The 18,564-nt window shown below is 48.5% G+C and carries 16 protein-coding genes; 8 read left to right on the top strand and 8 right to left on the bottom strand.

What is annotated here, in order from left to right; all coding sequences use genetic code 11:
- Positions 1 to 75 precede the first annotated feature (75 nt).
- Positions 76 to 489 (top strand): hypothetical protein, encoded by a 414-nt coding sequence (locus L0Y31_RS17240; RefSeq protein ID WP_234734325.1) that lies wholly within the window; start codon positions 76 to 78, stop codon positions 487 to 489.
- 65 nt (positions 490 to 554) lie between these two features.
- Here L0Y31_RS17240 and L0Y31_RS17245 read toward each other — a convergent pair whose 3' ends face one another.
- Entirely contained in the window at positions 555 to 887 is a 333-nt protein-coding gene (locus L0Y31_RS17245) for a MerR family transcriptional regulator (RefSeq protein ID WP_234734326.1), read from the bottom strand.
- A 396-nt stretch (positions 888 to 1,283) separates the two neighbouring features.
- On the opposite strand from L0Y31_RS17245, the gene alaS reads away from it, so the two are divergent.
- Positions 1,284 to 3,938 (top strand): alanine--tRNA ligase, encoded by a 2,655-nt coding sequence (gene alaS / locus L0Y31_RS17250; RefSeq protein ID WP_234734327.1) that lies wholly within the window; start codon positions 1,284 to 1,286, stop codon positions 3,936 to 3,938.
- Between the two features lie 70 nt (positions 3,939 to 4,008).
- Here the strand turns inward: alaS and L0Y31_RS17255 are convergent, their stop codons facing one another.
- The 5 genes from L0Y31_RS17255 to L0Y31_RS17275 form a co-directional block, all read right to left on the bottom strand.
- Positions 4,009 to 4,275 carry a hypothetical protein gene (locus L0Y31_RS17255; RefSeq protein ID WP_234734328.1) on the bottom strand — a complete coding sequence of 89 codons (267 nt, stop codon included), beginning with the start codon at positions 4,273 to 4,275 and terminating at the stop codon, positions 4,009 to 4,011.
- Between the two features lie 84 nt (positions 4,276 to 4,359).
- Complete coding sequence (locus L0Y31_RS17260) at positions 4,360 to 4,863, bottom strand: hypothetical protein (RefSeq protein ID WP_234734329.1); 504 nt, start codon at positions 4,861 to 4,863, stop codon at positions 4,360 to 4,362.
- A gap of 48 nt (positions 4,864 to 4,911) precedes the next feature.
- Positions 4,912 to 5,961 carry an acetate and sugar kinases/Hsc70/actin family protein gene (locus L0Y31_RS17265; protein WP_234734330.1) on the bottom strand — a complete coding sequence of 350 codons (1,050 nt, stop codon included), beginning with the start codon at positions 5,959 to 5,961 and terminating at the stop codon, positions 4,912 to 4,914.
- Positions 5,962 to 6,009: 48 nt separating this feature from the next.
- On the bottom strand, positions 6,010 to 7,032 hold the full coding sequence (locus L0Y31_RS17270) for a hypothetical protein (protein ID WP_234734331.1): 1,023 nt from the start codon (positions 7,030 to 7,032) through the stop codon (positions 6,010 to 6,012).
- A 15-nt stretch (positions 7,033 to 7,047) separates the two neighbouring features.
- Positions 7,048 to 7,761 carry an Atg14 domain-containing protein gene (locus tag L0Y31_RS17275; RefSeq protein ID WP_234734332.1) on the bottom strand — a complete coding sequence of 238 codons (714 nt, stop codon included), beginning with the start codon at positions 7,759 to 7,761 and terminating at the stop codon, positions 7,048 to 7,050.
- 275 nt (positions 7,762 to 8,036) lie between these two features.
- Between L0Y31_RS17275 and L0Y31_RS17280 the strand changes: the two genes are divergently transcribed.
- The 6 genes from L0Y31_RS17280 to L0Y31_RS17305 all read left to right on the top strand — a co-directional run bounded on the left by L0Y31_RS17280 (position 8,037) and on the right by L0Y31_RS17305 (position 16,625).
- Positions 8,037 to 8,504, top strand: a complete 468-nt coding sequence (locus tag L0Y31_RS17280) for a nuclear transport factor 2 family protein (protein WP_234734333.1) — start codon at positions 8,037 to 8,039, stop codon at positions 8,502 to 8,504.
- A gap of 152 nt (positions 8,505 to 8,656) precedes the next feature.
- The gene (locus L0Y31_RS17285; protein ID WP_234734334.1) at positions 8,657 to 10,159 is read left to right on the top strand and encodes an ATP-binding cassette domain-containing protein; all 1,503 of its coding nucleotides are present in this window, start codon (positions 8,657 to 8,659) and stop codon (positions 10,157 to 10,159) included.
- Between the two features lie 168 nt (positions 10,160 to 10,327).
- Positions 10,328 to 10,660, top strand: a complete 333-nt coding sequence (locus L0Y31_RS17290; RefSeq protein WP_234734335.1) for a hypothetical protein — start codon at positions 10,328 to 10,330, stop codon at positions 10,658 to 10,660.
- 42 nt (positions 10,661 to 10,702) lie between these two features.
- Positions 10,703 to 13,690: a TonB-dependent receptor gene (locus L0Y31_RS17295; protein WP_234734336.1), complete on the top strand. Its 2,988-nt coding sequence runs from the start codon at positions 10,703 to 10,705 to the stop codon at positions 13,688 to 13,690.
- A gap of 22 nt (positions 13,691 to 13,712) precedes the next feature.
- Positions 13,713 to 14,828 carry a family 43 glycosylhydrolase gene (locus L0Y31_RS17300; RefSeq protein WP_234734337.1) on the top strand — a complete coding sequence of 372 codons (1,116 nt, stop codon included), beginning with the start codon at positions 13,713 to 13,715 and terminating at the stop codon, positions 14,826 to 14,828.
- A 165-nt stretch (positions 14,829 to 14,993) separates the two neighbouring features.
- On the top strand, positions 14,994 to 16,625 hold the full coding sequence (locus tag L0Y31_RS17305) for an ABC-F family ATP-binding cassette domain-containing protein (protein WP_234734338.1): 1,632 nt from the start codon (positions 14,994 to 14,996) through the stop codon (positions 16,623 to 16,625).
- 56 nt (positions 16,626 to 16,681) lie between these two features.
- Here L0Y31_RS17305 and L0Y31_RS17310 read toward each other — a convergent pair whose 3' ends face one another.
- Together L0Y31_RS17310 and L0Y31_RS17315 are read right to left on the bottom strand one after the other, a co-directional pair.
- Positions 16,682 to 17,506, bottom strand: coding sequence for a sterol desaturase family protein (locus tag L0Y31_RS17310; RefSeq protein WP_234734339.1), 825 nt, complete (start codon positions 17,504 to 17,506; stop codon positions 16,682 to 16,684).
- A 155-nt stretch (positions 17,507 to 17,661) separates the two neighbouring features.
- Entirely contained in the window at positions 17,662 to 18,411 is a 750-nt protein-coding gene (locus tag L0Y31_RS17315; protein ID WP_234734340.1) for a YgaP-like transmembrane domain, read from the bottom strand.
- Positions 18,412 to 18,564: the final 153 nt, after the last annotated feature.

Genomic DNA, 18,564 nt, shown 5'->3' on the forward strand with positions numbered 1-18,564 from the left:
TTCAGACTTTTTTTATGTGTGAACATTTTCAGCCTTACTGGGTTTAACAAACATTCAATTTAGATGTAACCCATTATGGAAAATCAACAAGACAACAGCTCAAATCCACCAAGTGAGCAAGGAACGATCCAACAGGGAGGTACCTATCAAACCGATACTTATTCAGGAGCTTACGGACAAAACCAATCAGACTCTGACGGCTCTGGCAAAGATCGTTATGAGGAACTGCCCGAAAATGAGCTACCACCCCTAACCGAAGCTGATACAGCTCCGATGTTCACTGATTTAGGAATGGGTAGCGAAGATCCATACAACCAGGGAGGAGACGAAGCAATCGACACGATTCTCCACGTTGACACGCATACGGCAATCAATACAGCAGAGCAACGCTCTAATTCGCTCGCTTATGATGGCGAAGCCGATGACTTGACCATCGACATTGATGCGGATGAGGAGATTAGAAAATTAGATCAGGAGAGTCGTTCATAGAACTTCCAGTACTGAGTATATTTCCAAAAGGTCTATGGTAAATAGACCTTTTATTTTACTTTTCCTTATTTGGTTTCCAGGTCGTCACGCATTTCCACGAGAAAGCCCCGAATTTCCTGCAATTTGCTTAGCATTTGTTTTACCTCACTCTGGCGGGAAGACCGACTTTTCAGAAACTCCCGCGCGCCTGGCAGGGTATACCCTTTCTCCTCGACTAGTTCAAATATCTCGCGAACTTGATCAATGTCTTCTTTCGTATAGATCCGGTCGCCCGCGCGGTTTTTGCGCGGACTGAGCATGGGAAACTCTTTTTCATAGAAACGCAACTTCGAGATCTTCACCCCGAACATATCGGCAACTTCCCGAATGCCATAATACCGCTTGGTCAACTCCTCCATACAGCAAACTTGCAGGTAATCGAAAAAAAACGCAAGCAAAAAAAATTACATTTTCATTCTTCCTGCCGCAACGCCGCTAAACCATCAGGCGTAATACGCACTGCAGCTACAGTCTATTAGCTTGCTCTCTCTTTAACTCACCTTTCAATAACTCTTAAAACAGGTAATAAAGGGTAAATACGAGCACCCTCATCCCGGTCATCAAACGATCGTACTCATTTATTACTCCTCAACCGCCAACTAAATCAATCTCCGCCAGCTGAATGCAAGGTTGAAATCAAGATTTGGCTTAAATTTGCCAACTAATTAGTGACAAAGTTACAAGCTAAAGGTTGGCTGGGTTAACAGGCTTACCGTTTTTGCACTTTGGCACGCGAAACTTTGCCCCTATCAGCAATGACCTCAAGTGAAATTCGCCAGCATTTTTTAGATTTTTTCCGCAGTAAAGAACACCTGATTGTTTCCTCAGCGCCATTGGTTGCCAAGAATGACCCAACGCTGATGTTCAATAATTCAGGAATGGCCCAGTTCAAGGATTTTTTCCTCGGAAATGGTACGCCTCCTTCAAAGCGCGTTGCCGATACCCAGAAGTGTCTGCGCGTGTCCGGTAAGCATAACGACCTGGAAGATGTCGGCTTCGACACCTATCACCATACGATGTTCGAGATGCTGGGGAACTGGTCTTTTGGGGATTACTTCAAAAAAGAGGCAATCACCTGGGCCTGGGAACTCTTGACGGAAGTCTATAAACTACCCAAAGACCGACTTTATGTTTCTGTTTTTCAGGGTGATGACAAAGATAACGTTCCTTTTGATCAGGAGGCCTGGGATTTATGGAAACCCATTGTTGGCGAGGATCGCATTATTTTAGGTAATAAAAAAGACAATTTCTGGGAAATGGGTGACACGGGTCCCTGTGGCCCCTGCTCCGAAATCCACGTTGATTTGCGGCCACAGGCTGATATTGACCAGCAACCGGGCAAAGAGTTAGTCAATGCCGACCATCCACAAGTAGTGGAAATCTGGAACTTGGTTTTCATGCAGTTCAACCGCAAAGCCGACGGTTCACTGGAGCCACTGCCCGCCCGCCACGTCGATACGGGCATGGGCTTCGAGCGCCTCTGCATGGCTATTCAGAGCAAATTGTCTAACTACGATACCGACGTTTTCTCGCATACGATTCGGGTCATTGAAGAACTTTCCGGTAAAACCTACGGCGGTACGCAACGTGAATACAGCGATGTAGCCATGCGCGTTATTTCCGACCACATCCGGGCCGTTTCGTTCGCCATTGCGGATGGTTTGATTCCGTCCAACGCTCGGGCGGGTTACGTCATTCGCCGGATTCTGCGCCGCGCCGTGCGGTACGGCTATTCGTACCTCGGCTTTACCGAGCCATTCATGACCAAGCTAGTGCCCACACTAGCTATGCAATTTGCCGACGTTTTCCCTGAACTGAACGCCCAGCGTGATTTTGTCGCTACGGTGATTCGGGAAGAAGAAGCTTCGTTCCTGCGAACCCTGGAAAATGGGCTTAAGCTACTCGACAAAATTACGGCAGACTTGACCGCCACGGGCACAAAGGTGATCGATGGCGAAACCGTTTTTGAACTCAATGATACGTTCGGCTTTCCAGTCGATTTAACAGCATTGATTGCCCGCGAACAAGGGTTCTCTATTGATGAAGAAGGCTACCAAAAAGCGCTGAGACAGCAGAAAGAACGGTCGCGGAAAGACGCCGCTTCTTCTACCGGCGACTGGACTGAGTTGACCGATATCGACCGGGTTGAGTTTCTGGGTTACGACGAAGTAGTAGCCGATGCGCGCATTGCGCGCTTCCGCAAAGTGCAGAACAAGCAGGGAACGCAATACCAGATCGTGCTCGACCGGACTCCTTTCTACGCCGAATCAGGAGGACAGGTTGGCGACACGGGCGTGCTGGAAGTGCAGTATGGCAGCGAAACCGTGCTGGTTCGCATCGCGGATACGAAAAAGGAAAATGACCTGATTATTCATATTTCCAACGATACGGATCTGGATGATGTATTGGCTAATCATAAAGCCGTTGTCGCCAAAATAGATGCGAATCGTCGGGAAGCTATTGAAGACAATCACTCCGCTACGCACCTATTGCACGCCGCCTTGCGGGACGTACTGGGTACGCACGTAGCCCAGAAAGGATCGCTGGTTAGTCCTGATGTACTGCGGTTCGACTTCTCCCATTTCTCTAAAGTCACCGATAGTGAACTAGCTGAAGTAGAACGCATCGTAAACGAGAAAATCCGTGAGAATATTCCGCTGGATGAAAAACGGAACGTCCCCATCGATGAGGCGAAGAACCTGGGCGCTACGGCTTTGTTCGGCGAAAAATACGGCGACTTTGTGCGGGTCATTACCTTTGATCCGGCTTACTCTGTTGAACTCTGCGGTGGGACTCACGTTCCATCGACGGGTCAAATTGGCTTGTTTAAATTCATCTCTGAAGGTTCAGTAGCCACTGGCGTGCGGCGTGTTGAAGCGGTAACGGCGGAAAAAGCCCTCACTTTGCTTAACGAGCAGGCTGCCGTCATTAGTGAACTGAAGGAGCTTCTTAAAGCGCCTAAAGACGTTGTGAAAGCGGTGCAGAGTTTACTTGATGAACGTAGCCAGTTACAGAAGAAAATTGAAGCCCTTGAAAACGATAAATTACAGCAGGTTAAAGCTGATTTGCTAACTAAAGTGCATTCATCGAACGGGCATTATGTCCTGGTGGAACGCGTCGAGGTTTCGTCAGCGGATGCACTGAAACAATTGGCTTACGATCTGAAAGCAAAGCTGGATAATCTAGCCCTGGTGCTGGGTGCCGACATCAATGGTAAGCCCCAACTGGCCGTTATGTTCCCGGACGAACTGGTTAAAACGAAAAACCTTCACGCGGGTAATGTAGTGAAAGAGCTAGCTAAAGAAATCCGGGGCGGTGGCGGTGGCCAGCCTTTCTTTGCTACAGCGGGTGGCACTGATGCCTCAGGCTTAGACAAAGCACTGGCGAAAGGAAGAGAAATTTTACTATAATTTCAAATCTTCTCTCAGTCCATAAAAGCAAAAAGGGGAAAGACCGTCTAAATGGTCTTTCCCCTTTTTGTTAATCGTTTTTATTCGGGTCCTCCGGGTGATTTTCTGGTCCTAAAATCGTGCCTAGGTACGAATTGTGCCAGTTTTCAACTTCATCCGGCGTTTTCAATTCCTCAATGTTAGTCACGCGATGCTTTAAGTGTGGATACTGTTCGTCCAGGTCTTCTTCTATTTCCTGCTGAACTGCATCTTCGGTTAGCTTAACCGGAATAGTTGACTCAGTTTGGGTGCCATATTCGTCCGTAGCGACAACGTGCACAATAAACATTCTTTCCATCGTATTCTGAAGTCCCGTTTATTTTATAAACTACGCCAATAAGAAAAAGTTAATTGACGCTTGGTCAGCACTTATTCGGTGCCCCTAGAAAATCTTGCTCCACGCAAACCGAATCAGAATCAGCAAACCCACAAAACCAATGGCGATGTACGCAAAGGGAATGTAAGTAACGGCGTAAATGCGCGTCCGGTCAATAAACCATAAAATGCCCATCACGGCGGCAATTAAGGTCATAAAGCCCGAGATTTTCCCGAAACCCGGCACGTATTTGAACGGTATTTTTCGTCGAATAACCAGGAGCGTTCCCGCCATTGTGAGAATAGGAAGCACCTGCGTCACCAGGTTCATCGACCAAATGCTTTGCCGTTCAAACAGAAACAGATACGCATTCAGGGTAATCGCAAAAACACCTGGAATACACGCCAGATAAACCAATGCTGCATAAACATAACGCCACCGCCAAATTGCCTCCGCTGTTTCTCCCGCCCATAAATTCACCAGTATAGCCAGTGCCGGTATCGCCAGCAGCAAGACCATGAGTAAAGCCGGTTGGGCGGAAACAGCTTGAAAGAAATCGCGGAGCGTCATGGGGTTTAAGGAGGGTGGCGAATAAAGAAATTACCCGCCACCTGTTCTTCATTTCAGCGTAAGAAGATACCCAATGGTGAAGTTTGCGTCCCAGTCGAAAACAAACTGATCACAGCCCGTGGCGTCGGCAATGGCTTTGTAAATATTCAGACCGGCTTTATTTTTGGCATTATCCCCTTTATAGTTGGCGGGCGTATTCAATACGGTGTAGCGCTCTTTACCGTTACGAACTTGTTTCGCCAGCTCGAATGGAACGCCACCAATAATGAAGCACGTTTTGCGGTTTGCCTCCGGCACTTTGGTTGCCTCTGCTTTTACAGCATCATACACTTTTGAGTCGGTCGTTCCTTCCTGGAAATACTTAGCCCCGTACGATTCCAAGGCCTTTGTCTGCCCACCATTCACCCACGAAATTTTGGTATTTCCCGAGCCAATGTCCACCACAAAAGCTTTGTCTTTGTAGTCATCCGGCAAAACTGAGCGCAGGGCCAGACGACCTTCCTGCTCAGCCGTGACCGTATTGACGAAGTAATTGAGCGATTTCAGAGCCTTGATGATTTTTTGCGTATTCTCCGCCTTGACAGCTCCAGAGCTAACTACAAAGTGTATATCGCGACCACTAACGCCAAAGTTGAGCATCTCGGCAATGTATTTCTTCAAACCTTCGCGAATATCGAGGTCGGTCGCCATGTTTTCCAGAACAAGACTATTGCCGAAATCAGCTTTTTCCAGCTTCCAGTTTTTCTGCTCATCCACGCGAATGATGAATGAATTGAAGCCACTGGCCCCTAACTCAACCACTCCTTTTAATTTACCATTTTGTGGCGCTGGCGGCGTGAAATTAAACGTGGGTCGGTCAGCCGTAGCCACATTAGGCGAAGCCGAAGAGGATGCTTCCGATGAATTACCTGTCTCTTCCGCAGTCGCTAAATCAGGCGATTCGGTGTCTGTGGCTGTGGCGTCTGCCTGCTCCGTGTTGGGCTTTCCTTGCAGGCTTTTCAGCAAGTCGATGCCGCCAAACGTGCGTAAACCAAAATAGATACCCGCAAGAATCAACAGGGTTATTAAAAGCCGACCGGCTACAGTTAGTCGTTGCATAGATTTGAAATTAGGATTGTGTGAATAAGTGGTTGGGGATCAAGAAATTTAATCTAAAAGGTTGCGGTAACCCGCGTCTTTAGGCGGATTGATCGACTTTGGCGTACTTGTCGGCGGCTCTGGATGATCGAGTTGAATCAACTTGAACTGTCCTTGATTATACGCTTGAAGCATGGCCTGGCCTTTGTCCGACAAAACGCCATTCTGAATATCCACCGAGTTGATAAAATCCATCGAAAGATCCATGGCTCGCTTCATTTCACCCAATTTCCGGCTCATGTCATCTTGGATGTATTCCATCGATTCGTCGAAGTAAAACTTTTTGTCCGGATTGCCTTTGAAAATGCTTACTGCCGTGCGCAACGCATTCGAACTTTCTTTAACAATCTGGTATTCAACCTCTTTCAGTTTTACTTTTATCTCCGTTTCTTTGATAATATAGTCGGCGCTCTTGTTCACTTTTTCCATGAACTCCAGCACCGTTTTCATGTTGCGCTGAAGCGGAAATAGTTTCTCGTTCATTTCCTGCAAGCCCGCGCCCTCGATGGTTGCCAGCGAAGCCGCCTCGCGCATGCCGGGTCGATCCGTCATGGTGTTAGCCCGATTTGCCTCGGCAAACTTCTGCTTAATGGTCTCGTTGTTCTCCGCAATTTTCTTATTGAGCTTCACCAATTGACCCGCCAATTGATCAATTTGACTGTTCATTTTTCGGCGCTTGTCTTTCAGATCATCAACATAGATTTTCATAATCGCAATCGGATTGAGCTGAATCACCGTTCCCGCAATTTTGCGCATGAACGTTTTGAACAGGAAGAAAACCGCCGTTCGAACATCTTTGCTGGTAATGAGAAAAATCAAAAGACCCAATACAGCCAGTAAGCCCGCCAGGTACAAGGTATTTTCGGTAACACGGATCAAAAACTCGACAATCCGGTTAAAATATACCAATCCCATCGCCCCAATGGCTGCCATAAAGAGCAGTCCAACGATGCCTTCCGGACGACTCCAGAACGAACGCTTATCCCCTTCTGCATTACCACCCAGTTGTGAAAAATCAGGAGTTGTTGCCATGTTGGTTAGTTATAGTCAGCTTTTTAAATGAGTCTGTATTTTCAAGATGTCTGCTTTGATCTGTTCCACGAAGGTGTCAAAGGTCATCTCGTATGCTTGTTTGTTTTGGGTAATTTTGTGGCTTTGTTCGTCCACTTCCCCGTTTATTTGCGACAATCGCTCGTCGTTTGCTTTCATGCGTTGCTGAAGTTCCTGAATCTGTCGGGCCAGTTCTTCATTCTGGGCTTTCAGATTCTTTTGCTCGTTTTGCAACCCGCCCACTTTTTCAGCAATGGCCGTATCAACGCTTTTCAGAAACTCTTCGCGGTCCTTGTTGAGGGCCGCCACGTATTGCCCTGCCGCCGTTGTTAACACCGAAACGTCACCAGCGGCTGGTCCGGCCATCGCTCTAAAACTTGCCCAGGCAGCCTGAAACTGCTTTTCTTCGCTTAGGCCCAGATTAGACAGGTTGCTCAGAATTTCCCGAAACTCAAAATAATCTGGCCCTTTCAAATTGGTTCTCTCTAAAACACTGCCAAAATGTTCGATGAATTTAGCAGCGACTGTTCCCGACTGGGACTGGGGCTGAGGTTCAGGCACATTCGTCGGCATAACCGGTCCTGGGTTCTGCGGCGGGGCGGTTGACGGCGCGGCGGCGGGCTTTGGCTGTTCCGGTGCTTCTTTGATAAAGAAGCTCAGAATTTTCTTCCCAAATCCTTCCAGGTCGGTATTTTTTTCTGGTTCTGGCATAGAAATAAGTTGCTGATTCAAATAAGAATGAAACTGTTCTATTTTCCAACTAATCAAGGAATAACACCCAATATTGACTGTTTTTCAGTGATTAATGAGTCAAAATTACGGCCTTGTAACCGATTCCCCTAAGTGATTGCTATGAACGGTCACCGGCCTTGACGATGCTGATAAAAACCGGGTTGAGGCGTAAATGTTACTCAATTACTGACTTTGCTCTTTTACAAATACTGTAGTCTGCAAAATGACGTTTCAACAAGAGATACCACCGATCGATGAAACAACTCGTACTTTTCTTAACCATTTCACTAGGAATTTTGACGACTTGCGTCGGCCAGTCAACCAGGCAGAAGCCGGTCAGTCGGGCAGAATTTATGCGGCTTATGCAAACTGTGGCCGCCGGGATGAACGAAAACAATGCCCGAAAAGCTGCTGACTGTTTTGCCCTGGATGCCATTTATTCCGAACCACCCAATAAGCAGATTTACCGCGGCCGCGACCGGCTTTTTGAGTTTTTTGGCGGTTACAAAGGCCGACCCAAAGTCATGCAAATGATCTGGCACCATTTAGCATTCGATGAACAGGCGCAAGTTGGTTCGGGCGAATTCTCGTTGACCAACGGCGCTACCGTCCACGGAATGGTTAGCATTCGAATTCGCGACGGCCTGATTGGCAACTGGCGGGAATACACCTATCAATCCACCCTCGACTGGAATGCATTTATTTTGCAAAACCCCTTTTAGCCGCTCACTCGTTGGTTTTTTATTTCGTTGAACCTGTATAAATAATGTTCTCCAAGCGAGCAGTTTGGGATTAAGGCCAATCCTGAGTTTCCAAAAAGAGAAAATTGATCGCATCTTTGCCCTCTCAATTATGCGTGTTTAATTTTCCTTCAATGCCTGCCACTCCGTTACTCCAGCTAGAAAACGCTATCATCCGCCGACCAACCGGAACTGTTTTACAGAACATAACCTGGACACTCCAGGCTGGTCAGAACTGGGCCATTCTGGGTGCTACCGGCTCAGGAAAATCCTCTTTTCTCGAAGCCTTGGCCGGGAACCTACCCGTCTACAGCGGTCAGTTTCAGCATCCGACCGGGCCGCTGCGCCAGGTTGTGGAACGCGTAGCAACGGACTATAGTTTTGACCGAAATGTGGCAGCGGCAGCTCAGTTTTACCAGCAGCGCTATACCTCCGATACGGCTGCGGAAGCGCCAACCGTCTGGGAAGTTCTGCAAAATCAGGTGCGCCCGTATGGGACTTTAGACGCCGAGTCGATCACCTTGCCGCCGCTGGCCTATGACGAAACCTGGCTGGCAGAAATAGCGGATTGGGTGCAGATTTCTCACCTTCTGGATCGCCGCCTGACTTCTCTTTCGAACGGCGAAACCCGCCGGACCTTGCTGGCCCGTTCGCTTTTGCGCCGCCCCGCCGTTCTGTTGCTGGATAATCCGTTTGGCGGGTTGGATACCGCCAGTCGTGCCCGCTTACACGCTATCCTGAACCGCGTCGCCACCACCGGAACCGCGCTGATACTGGTTACAACGCCCCGCGAAATTCCAGACTGCATCACCCATGTTCTTGAGCTGACCGACGGAAGCATTAGCTGGCAAGGCCCCAAAACGGAGATGCCCGCCCTGACCGAATCGACACCGGAATCGCTAACCGACCCCAGCTTACTCCCCCGCTGGCTGTCGAATTTGCCTACTTCGTTTGAGGCTACCATTCGGATGCGCAACGTCACGATCCGGTACGGCGATAAGACCGTTCTGGATAACCTGACCTGGGAAGTTCTCCGTGGTCAGAAATGGGCCGTATTGGGTCCCAACGGCTCCGGCAAGTCGACTTTATTGAGCCTGATTACGGCTGATAACCCTCAGGGTTACCGAAATGATTACGACCTGTTTGACCGGAAACGGGGCACAGGAGAAAGCATTTGGGACATTAAACGCAACATTGGTTTTGTGTCGCCGGAACTTCATTTGTATTTCCCCCGCGAGCAGCCCGTTTGGAAAGTGGTCGCGTCGGGGCTATTCGATACCGCCGGTTTGTTTCGAAAACTGACTATGGAGCAGGCTGAATCGACCGATTTTGTGCTAAGCCTACTGCGTATCCAATCCCTCCGCGACAAGCGACTCGAGCAACTGTCTACAGGTCAGCAACGCTGGGTTCTTCTGGCACGGGCACTCGTTAAAAATCCGCCCCTTCTCATTCTGGACGAACCCTGCCAGGGCCTCGATCCTGCGCACATTGCCCGTTTCCGCGATCTGGTTGATGAACTCTGTCAGTCTTCAGAACGGACACTCCTCTATGTCTCCCATTATCCCGAAGAAATTCCCCGCTGCGTTACCCAGGTTTTGCGGCTGGAAGCGGGTAAAGGAGAAACTCAACTCTTTTGATCGCCCTAAACTAAATTGATTAAGTATTTGGCAAAGTAGGCAATACAACGGTCTCGTAAGCCACTTATTCCCAGTGGCTCCAAAGAAAAATAATATTTTTTTAAGAATACCCGCAGGTTTTCTGGCAAACCCGTACCTAAGCCCGTATAACCTTAATCAAATTTCTCCATGAAAAAAGTAATCGCAGGTACTGCGCTCCTTCTGGCGCTGGTCGTTAGTGAAAGTTATGCTCAACAAGGTGGCGGCGGCGGTGGCCGTTTTCGGGATATGACCCCCGTTGAAGCCAGTGCTATACCTGCTCCCATCACAACCTATGTGAAAGAGAAATATCCCCAGGTAACCGTTCGCCGGACTTTTAAGGATAAGGAAGAGAATTATCACGTCATGGTTGTGGCGGCTGACTCAACGCGGAAGCGGCTGGTTTTCGATGCGAAAGGTGCATTTAAAGAAGAACAGGCAGGTGGCCGTGGAGGCCAGCGCCCACCCCGCGAAAACAAGTAATACCCTGTCCTACCAAATGTTACCTATCTACATTCACGCATCATGAAAGATCGCCACATTCGTGGAATAGTCTGTTTAAATGCTTTATTCAGTTCAAAGTCTGCCCGTTACCTTTTATGGGCAGGCTTTTGGCTGAGTTCATTGCCATTGCTGGCACAGACGAACCAATTAACCGGGAAATTTACTGACAAAGCGAATCAGGCCTTGATTGGTGTACCAATCACGTTGATTTCCCAAACAGATACGACCGTCAAGCAATACATGATTACGGATACGGCGGGCGTATTTCTTTTTACAGGTTTAAATCAACAAGCTTACCAGATCCGGGCGTCTTACCTGGGCTTTCTGGATTTTTCGCGTACGGTCAACGTTCAGCAATCGATTGAGGATCTGGGCAGTCTGGTGCTTCAGGAAAACGCAAAGACGCTCAAGGAAGTGACCATTGTGGGCCAAACGCCCGGCGCGCAGCAGAAAGGCGATACACTCCAGTTTAATGCCAGTGCTTACAAAGTGAATCAGGACGCTACCACCGAAGACCTTGTTCGGAAGCTTCCCGGCATCACCATCGAAAACGGAACCGTCAAAACCCAGGGCGAAAACGTGCAGCAGGTACTGGTGGATGGGAAGCCTTTTTTCGGGGATGATCCATCCGTAGCGCTTCGAAATTTACCCGCCGAAGTCATCGACAAAATCGAAGTATTCGACCGTTTGAGCGATCAGTCGCAGTTTACGGGCTTCAACGACGGCAATACCACAAAAACCATCAACATCGTTACGCGGGGTGACCGGCAAACGGGCACGTTTGGCCGGGTGTACGGTGGCTACGGAACCAACGATGCCTATTCTGCCGGTGGAAACATTAACTTTTTTAAAGGTGCGCGCCGCTTGTCGATTGTCGGTTTGAGCAATAACGTTAATCAGCAAAACTTCTCTTCCCAGGACCTGCTTGGCGTTAATAGCGGCGGTGGAGGCGGAGGCGGACGCCCTGGTGGGGGTGGCGGACGCGGCGGCGGTGGAGGCGGCGGCGGCTTTGGTGGCGGGGGTGGGAACTTCCAGATTGGTCAGCAAAGCGGTATTAGCCGGACAAACTCCATTGGCTTGAACTTCTCGGACGACTGGGGGAAAAAAGTAACCTTCCGGGGAAGCTATTTTTTCAATAACAGCAACAATCGCAATTCACAATTCGACTATCGGGAATATTTTTTACCGGGCAATAACAGGCAGTTTTACAAATCGAACAGCGGAAGTCTAAGCGACAACTACAACCACCGGATCGACGCCCGCATCGAATACAACATCAACAAGCGCAACTCGATCCTGATTACACCCCGAATTAGTTTCCAGAACAACAACTCCAACCGAACGGTAGATGCTGCGACTACCTTGCCAGATAGTGTGCCACTGAATACAACGGCTAGCCGGTACAATTCTAATGGGCGCGGTTATACGTTTGGAAACAACATTCTTTTCCGGCACCGCTTTGAAAAACAAGGACGGAGTTTTTCGGCTAACCTGGGAACCAACCTGTCTAACCGCCGGAACACGAATTTTCAATTCTCGGAAAACGAGTATTTTGGTGATACTACCTACGCCGAAGTAATTCAGCAACGCACGATCTCGACCAATCCGACCTATCAGTTCTCGGGAAATTTGTCGTACACAGAGCCGCTGAATAAAGTTAGCCAGTTACAGTTTACATACAACACTTCGTACCAATACAGCGATTCGGAGCGAGATACGCGGCAGTTTAATTTTGAGACAAACCAATACGATCGCCCAAATCTGTTGCTGTCTAACAATTTCCAGAACGATTACCTGACCAACCGGGCGGCTATCGGGTACAACCTTCGCAATCAGAAAATCGGTTTCAACGCCGACCTGTCGTACCAACGCGCCGATTTGATTAGTGAGCAGACCTATCCGCGCCAGAATAACGTTCGGGCTACGTTCGACAACTTCTTACCTTCGGCCAACCTGGATTACCGGATTAATACCGATAACCGAGTCCGGGTTTTCTACCGAACGAACACCCAGGCCCCTTCGGTAACTCAGTTGCAAAACGTGATCGACAACACCAATCCGCTCTTCCTGACGGCTGGTAACCCGGACCTAAAACAATCGTATAACCACAACCTATTCGCGCGATACACCTTTACGAAACCCCAGAAGTCGCGGAGCCTTTTCTTCTTGCTGGGCGGTAGCGTCACCAACAATTACATTGGTAACTCAACTCTGATCAGCGACGGAACGGCTACCCTTCCGAACGATTCGATTATTGGCCGGGGGGTGCAGCTGTCGCGCCCAATCAACCTGAATGGTTTTTATACCATGCGGTCTTTTGTGACGTATAGTATGCCGCTCACCTTTATCAAAACCAACCTGAGCGTTAATTTTGGGTATAATTACAGCCGTACGCCAAGCCAGATCAACAATCAGATTAACTATTCAAAAGGATCGACCTTTACACAAGGAATTTCGTTGAATAGTAACATCAGCCAGAAGATTGATTTCTCGGTATCGTATTTCATGAACTACAACGATATCAATAATACGATTCAGTCTCGATCGAACAGCAGTTATTTCTCGCAAACTACGTCTGCCCGACTTAACTGGATTTTTGGCCCTGGCTTCCTGTTCCAGACGGATATTAACAACCAATACTACAAATCGTTTGAAGGCAATTTCAACCAACGATTTACGCTCTGGAATGCCGCTTTTGGTAAAAAATTCCTGAAAAACCAGCGTGGTGAGCTAAAACTGGCGGTATTTGACTTGCTGAAGCAAAACTCAAGCATCAGCCAGAACCTGACCGATACCTATTTCCAGACGACTCAGTCGCTTGTTCTGCAACGCTATTTTATGCTAACCTTTACGTATACGCTACGGCAGTTTAAAGGCGGCAGCAGAAATAACAACCAGGAAGGTGAAAATAACCGCGAAAACTTCCGGGAGCGTTTCCGGGAACGGGGCGGTTTTCCCGGCGGTGGTCGCCCCGGCGGTCCTGGTGGCGGTGGCCCCGGCGACAACTAAGCAAGGCCTGACGTAAATAGTTGTGAGCAACCAGATCGAAACCCGCTCATTGAGCGATTCGGTTTGGTTGCTCACTTTCTTTTTAGTAGAAATCAATTATCGTCCGCTTTTTTTGAAAAACTACCTGCCTATGCTTTCCCGCTTTTTACTCGTTTGTTTTTCATTCTTGATCGTATCAATTGGCTGCGGGCTACGCAGTACGTTACCAAAGCCCAAACCTAAGATGATGTTCGGCGATAAATCGCGTCTGAATCGTCCGTATGCCAAAGACCCCCACGTGGTTCATTTCAAGAATCGCTACCTGATGTATTATTCGGTTCCGGCTTATACCGATGCGCAAGGCGTAAAACACGGTTGGGGGATTGGTGTCGCGCAAAGCAAAAACCTAGTGGATTGGGAGAAAATTGACGAAATCCCCGCCGCTGCCGAGTACGAAAAGTCAGGAATCTGCGCACCGGGGGCTTTAGTGAAAGACGGGAAAGTTCACCTTTTCTACCAGACCTACGGCAATGGGCCTAAAGATGCCATTTGCCATGCCTGGTCGGAAGACGGCATTCATTTTACCCGCAATCCGACCAACCCGATTTTCCGCCCTACCGGCAACTGGAACTGTGGCCGCGCCATCGATGCGGAAGTATATCGTTTTAACGATCAGTATCTTCTTTATTTTGCAACGCGTGACCCGGCCTACAAAATTCAGATGATTGGGGTGGCCGCTGCACCAGCCAATACCAATTTTAACCGCGAGGACTGGAAGATGCTGTCAACGGATGGACCTATTCTCAAACCCGAGCTTCCCTGGGAAGGAGAATGCATCGAAGCGCCTTCCCTGATTGAACGCAATGGTGAGTTGGTGATGTTTTACGCCGGCGCTTACAACAACTGGCCGCAGCAAATCGGCATTGCCCGCAGCAAGGACGGTCTGCATTGGGAGCGCATGCAGCAGGAGCCTTTTCTGAAAAACGGCGCTCCTGGCGAATGGAATGCCAGCGAGTCGGGCCATCCGCATATTTTTGCCGATACCAAGGGTAAAACGTACCTTTTTTTCCAGGGAAATAACGACAAGGGAAAAACCTGGCTTTTGTCAAATGAGGCCGTAAAATGGAAAGGCATAAACCCCTCGCTTTCGGATAAATAATAAACTCACATACGATCAGGGAACAACTTTAAGCCATTTCTGGGTTATGTTATGGATGGGCTGAAAACTCCCTTTTCTGCCCAAAAAAGCATATCTTTGCACCCGAACTGAACCGGAAAAACGGTTCGCCGGAAATCTGGTTTACATTTAAGAAAGAATTAAGCAATGGTTTCAGTACAAAACGTCTCATTGCGGTATGGCAAACGGACGCTGTTTGATGACGTAAATATCAAATTCACGCCGGGAAACTGCTACGGCGTTATCGGCGCTAACGGCGCGGGAAAATCTACTTTCCTGAAAATTCTGGCTGGCGAAATTGATCCCCAGAGTGGATCGGTGTCTATTTCTCCGGGTGAGCGGATGTCGGTTCTGAAACAGAATCAGTTCGCTTTCGATGAATTTCCGGTTCTGCAAACGGTTATCATGGGTAATGAACGCCTGTGGAACATTATGCAGGAAAAGGACACGCTATACGCCAAAACCGACTTTACCGATGCTGACGGCGAACGAGCCGCCGAACTGGAAGCGGAGTTTGCCGAGATGAACGGCTGGGATGCAGAATCCGACGCAGCCTCCTTGCTGAGCGGGCTTGGCATTAAGGAAGACATTCATTACAGCCTCATGGCTGATCTGAACGGTTCGGAGAAAGTGCGTGTCTTGCTGGCGCAGGCACTTTTCGGTAACCCTGACATCCTGCTTTTGGATGAGCCAACCAACAACCTGGACGTTGAATCGAGCATCTGGCTGGAAAACTTCCTGGCTAATTTCCAAAATACGGTGATTGTGGTTTCCCACGACCGCCACTTCTTGGATCAGGTTTGTACGCACATTATCGACATTGATTTTGGTAAGGTGAAGGTGTATACCGGAAACTATACGTTCTGGTATGAATCAAGCCAATTGGCGCTGAAACAACGCCAGGATCAAAACAAGCGCACGGAAGACAAGCGGAAAGAACTTGAGGAATTTATTCGTCGTTTCTCGGCCAATGCTTCTAAGTCAAAGCAGGCTACCAGCCGGGCGAAATTGCTGGACAAACTGACCCTCGACGATATTGCCCCTTCATCGCGGAAATATCCGTACATCAACTTCAAGCCGGAACGTGAACCGGGTGACCAGATCCTGACGGTTGAAAACTTGACGTATACGGGCGAAGACGGAACGAAACTTTTTGAGAACCTCTCGTTCACCATGCGGAAAGGGGATAAAATATTCTTCTTTAGTCGCGATGGTCTGGCCGTAACGGCACTGTTTGATATTCTGAATGGTGACAAACAAGCTGATTCGGGTGAATTTAAATGGGGTGTTACCATCACGCCCTCTTATTTCCCTAATGATACAGCTAAAGATAAATTCTTCCAGAATGACCTGAATCTGGTTGACTGGCTGCGTCAATATTCGGAAGAAAAAGACGAGAGCTTTATTCGGGGCTTCCTGGGTCGGATGCTATTCTCCGGCGAAGAATCACTGAAGAAATCGACCGTATTATCGGGGGGAGAAAAAGTACGGTGTATGCTATCAAAAATGATGCTTTCATCGTCTAATCTTCTCATTCTGGATGAGCCGACCAACCACCTTGATCTGGAGTCCATTACGGCCCTGAACAACGGCTTGATCGATTTTAAAGGTCCGATTCTCTTTACCTCGCATGACCACCAGTTTGTGCAGACAATTGCTAATCGCATTATCGAAATCACGCCAAATGCTCACTTGGATAAGCTGATGACGTACGATGAATACCTGACCGACGAACGCGTGAAGGCGCAACGGGACACATTGTACGAGGCAGTTGCCTAATAAAAATACAAGATCAAAAAAGCCCAACGAAACTAGTTTTCGTTGGGCTTTTTTGATCAGGGAGGCCCGAACAGTACAGATAAAGCAGCCCGGACCGATTTTGCCTGCCGCACATCCCGCCAGATGTCAATCCAGACGTGAAAATTTAGGTAAACCGGATTAAAAGACTCAATAGGCTTCGTCAGACCGTATTCAGGCACTTCGTCTTCTTCCTGAAATGTCCCAAACAATCGGTCCCAGATAATGAGCGAAGAGCCAAAATTCTTGTCAATGAAGCGGGGGTTGGAGCCGTGGTGCACCCGGTGGTGAGAAGGCGTCACAAAAATGGCTTCAAACCAGCGTGGCATCTTGCGAATCACTTCCGTGTGAATCCAGAATTGGTACAGTAAGTCAATCTGGTAACAGGTAAATAACACAATCGGATCAATACCCGACGCCCAGGCCGGAATGAAAAAAATTAGCTTAAGATGTTGCGTCCAGGAATTACGAAAGGCGGTGGTGAAATTGAGGTGCTCGGAGGAATGATGCGTCACGTGAGTAGCCCACCAAACGCGCTGTTTATGGGCAATGAAGTGTGCAAAATAATTGCAGAGGTCAATAAGTAAATACCCCAGAATCCAGGTCCACCAGGCGGTTTCAATCCGCCAGGGAATCAGGTGGTAAAAGAAGAGTCCAAAGGCAAAAACGCTCGTTTTTAAAATCGCATTGATCACCAGGCTCCCGGCTCCGATTCCCAGAGAAGCCCAGAAATCGCGGGCGTGGTAGCGGTGTTCCTCATCATGCCGGGTTATCCACCATTCGAGGACTACGGAAATCAGAATCACCGGAACGGCATAGGTTGTCAGAGGGAGCAGTTCCTGCTCTAGTTGCTTTACGTCCATGATAGTTGCTGTTTACTGTTCGGATTGTATTTGCTTTCCTGACAGTAAAAGCCTGCTTCCCCCCTATCGATGGGTCGTTTTTTTTACTCTTTTTAACTAAAAGGCCCGCAGAGATTTCCTGCGGGCCTTTTCAAAACCTCAATAAATATACTTTTTCAACCCGTAATATGGGCAATTGACCCTGTTTCCATTAGCTGCTTGAACCGCAGTAAATCGTTGGTAATCATTGCTTTAAACGCTGGATTAAAGAGCTTCGACACGGTTTCGCCCAGAGCACCGGCTGGTGGCCGGTATTGAATCACCGCGCTTAGTTGCGTACTTCCGTCGGGGCCATCGGCAAACCGGACTTCGCCCGCATTATTGACCGATGCACCTTCTACAGATTTCCAGATTAGCCGCTCGTTTTCGACTTCATCGATGATAAGGGCTTCCCATTCGATTGTGCCTAGCGAGCCCGCAAAACCAGCCCCCGGTATCTTCGCTTTCCAGTGTGAGCGTTTTGGCGCAATCTCATTTACCTCGGCCAGGTGCTCCATGAAAATCGGCAAATTCTCCAGCTTTCGCCAATAACTATATACCTCGGCACGGGGCTTGTTGATCGTCAAACTTTTGGTTATTTCGATGGCATCCACCACTTTTTCATCTTCTGCGGTATTGCGGCCAATGGCGTTGTTATACGGACAATATCCCGATGCGCCCCGGAAGATAAGTCCACCCCCAACAGCCGCTAAGAATAACCCACTTAACGACCCTTGACGCAGTCCGTATGTAAACAATAAGGCTCCGCCAGCCGCCGAAAGGAGTCGCTCTGTCGAGCCTACATTGATCAGATTTGATGCGCTTATTTCCGGCTCAATCTGCCCGACTCCGAGTACCTCAGAAAGGGGCTTTTTTTGTCCCGTCATAGTTCTTGTTTTTAATGATAAGGCTTCTCGACTAACCTTCTAGCCAACAGATATGTTTACAAGATTTTTATTTTCTGATGAAGTGTGACTTTGTTTCCTAAAACGGCTCTTTTAGATAAGTAACTGAGGCGCTTGCCTGAGTTATGCTTTACG

Source organism: Tellurirhabdus bombi (assembly GCF_021484805.1).
In the GTDB taxonomy this organism is placed as follows: Bacteria; Bacteroidota; Bacteroidia; order Cytophagales; family Spirosomataceae; genus Tellurirhabdus; species Tellurirhabdus bombi.

Excerpts from the sequence above, each read along its gene's own strand:
- L0Y31_RS17275 (WP_234734332.1), bottom strand. The coding sequence starts at position 7,761 with ATGCCAGAACCAGAAAAAAATACCGACCTGGAAGGATTTGGGAAGAAA.
- L0Y31_RS17270 (WP_234734331.1), bottom strand. The coding sequence starts at position 7,032 with ATGGCAACAACTCCTGATTTTTCACAACTGGGTGGTAATGCAGAAGGG.
- L0Y31_RS17290 (WP_234734335.1), top strand. The coding sequence starts at position 10,328 with ATGAAAAAAGTAATCGCAGGTACTGCGCTCCTTCTGGCGCTGGTCGTT.
- L0Y31_RS17310 (WP_234734339.1), bottom strand. The coding sequence starts at position 17,506 with ATGGACGTAAAGCAACTAGAGCAGGAACTGCTCCCTCTGACAACCTAT.
- L0Y31_RS17260 (WP_234734329.1), bottom strand. The coding sequence starts at position 4,863 with ATGACGCTCCGCGATTTCTTTCAAGCTGTTTCCGCCCAACCGGCTTTA.
- L0Y31_RS17265 (WP_234734330.1), bottom strand. The coding sequence starts at position 5,961 with ATGCAACGACTAACTGTAGCCGGTCGGCTTTTAATAACCCTGTTGATT.
- L0Y31_RS17295 (WP_234734336.1), top strand. The coding sequence starts at position 10,703 with ATGAAAGATCGCCACATTCGTGGAATAGTCTGTTTAAATGCTTTATTC.
- L0Y31_RS17305 (WP_234734338.1), top strand. The coding sequence starts at position 14,994 with ATGGTTTCAGTACAAAACGTCTCATTGCGGTATGGCAAACGGACGCTG.
- L0Y31_RS17245 (WP_234734326.1), bottom strand. The coding sequence starts at position 887 with ATGGAGGAGTTGACCAAGCGGTATTATGGCATTCGGGAAGTTGCCGAT.
- L0Y31_RS17315 (WP_234734340.1), bottom strand. The coding sequence starts at position 18,411 with ATGACGGGACAAAAAAAGCCCCTTTCTGAGGTACTCGGAGTCGGGCAG.
- L0Y31_RS17240 (WP_234734325.1), top strand. The coding sequence starts at position 76 with ATGGAAAATCAACAAGACAACAGCTCAAATCCACCAAGTGAGCAAGGA.
- L0Y31_RS17285 (WP_234734334.1), top strand. The coding sequence starts at position 8,657 with ATGCCTGCCACTCCGTTACTCCAGCTAGAAAACGCTATCATCCGCCGA.
- L0Y31_RS17255 (WP_234734328.1), bottom strand. The coding sequence starts at position 4,275 with ATGGAAAGAATGTTTATTGTGCACGTTGTCGCTACGGACGAATATGGC.
- alaS (WP_234734327.1), top strand. The coding sequence starts at position 1,284 with ATGACCTCAAGTGAAATTCGCCAGCATTTTTTAGATTTTTTCCGCAGT.
- L0Y31_RS17280 (WP_234734333.1), top strand. The coding sequence starts at position 8,037 with ATGAAACAACTCGTACTTTTCTTAACCATTTCACTAGGAATTTTGACG.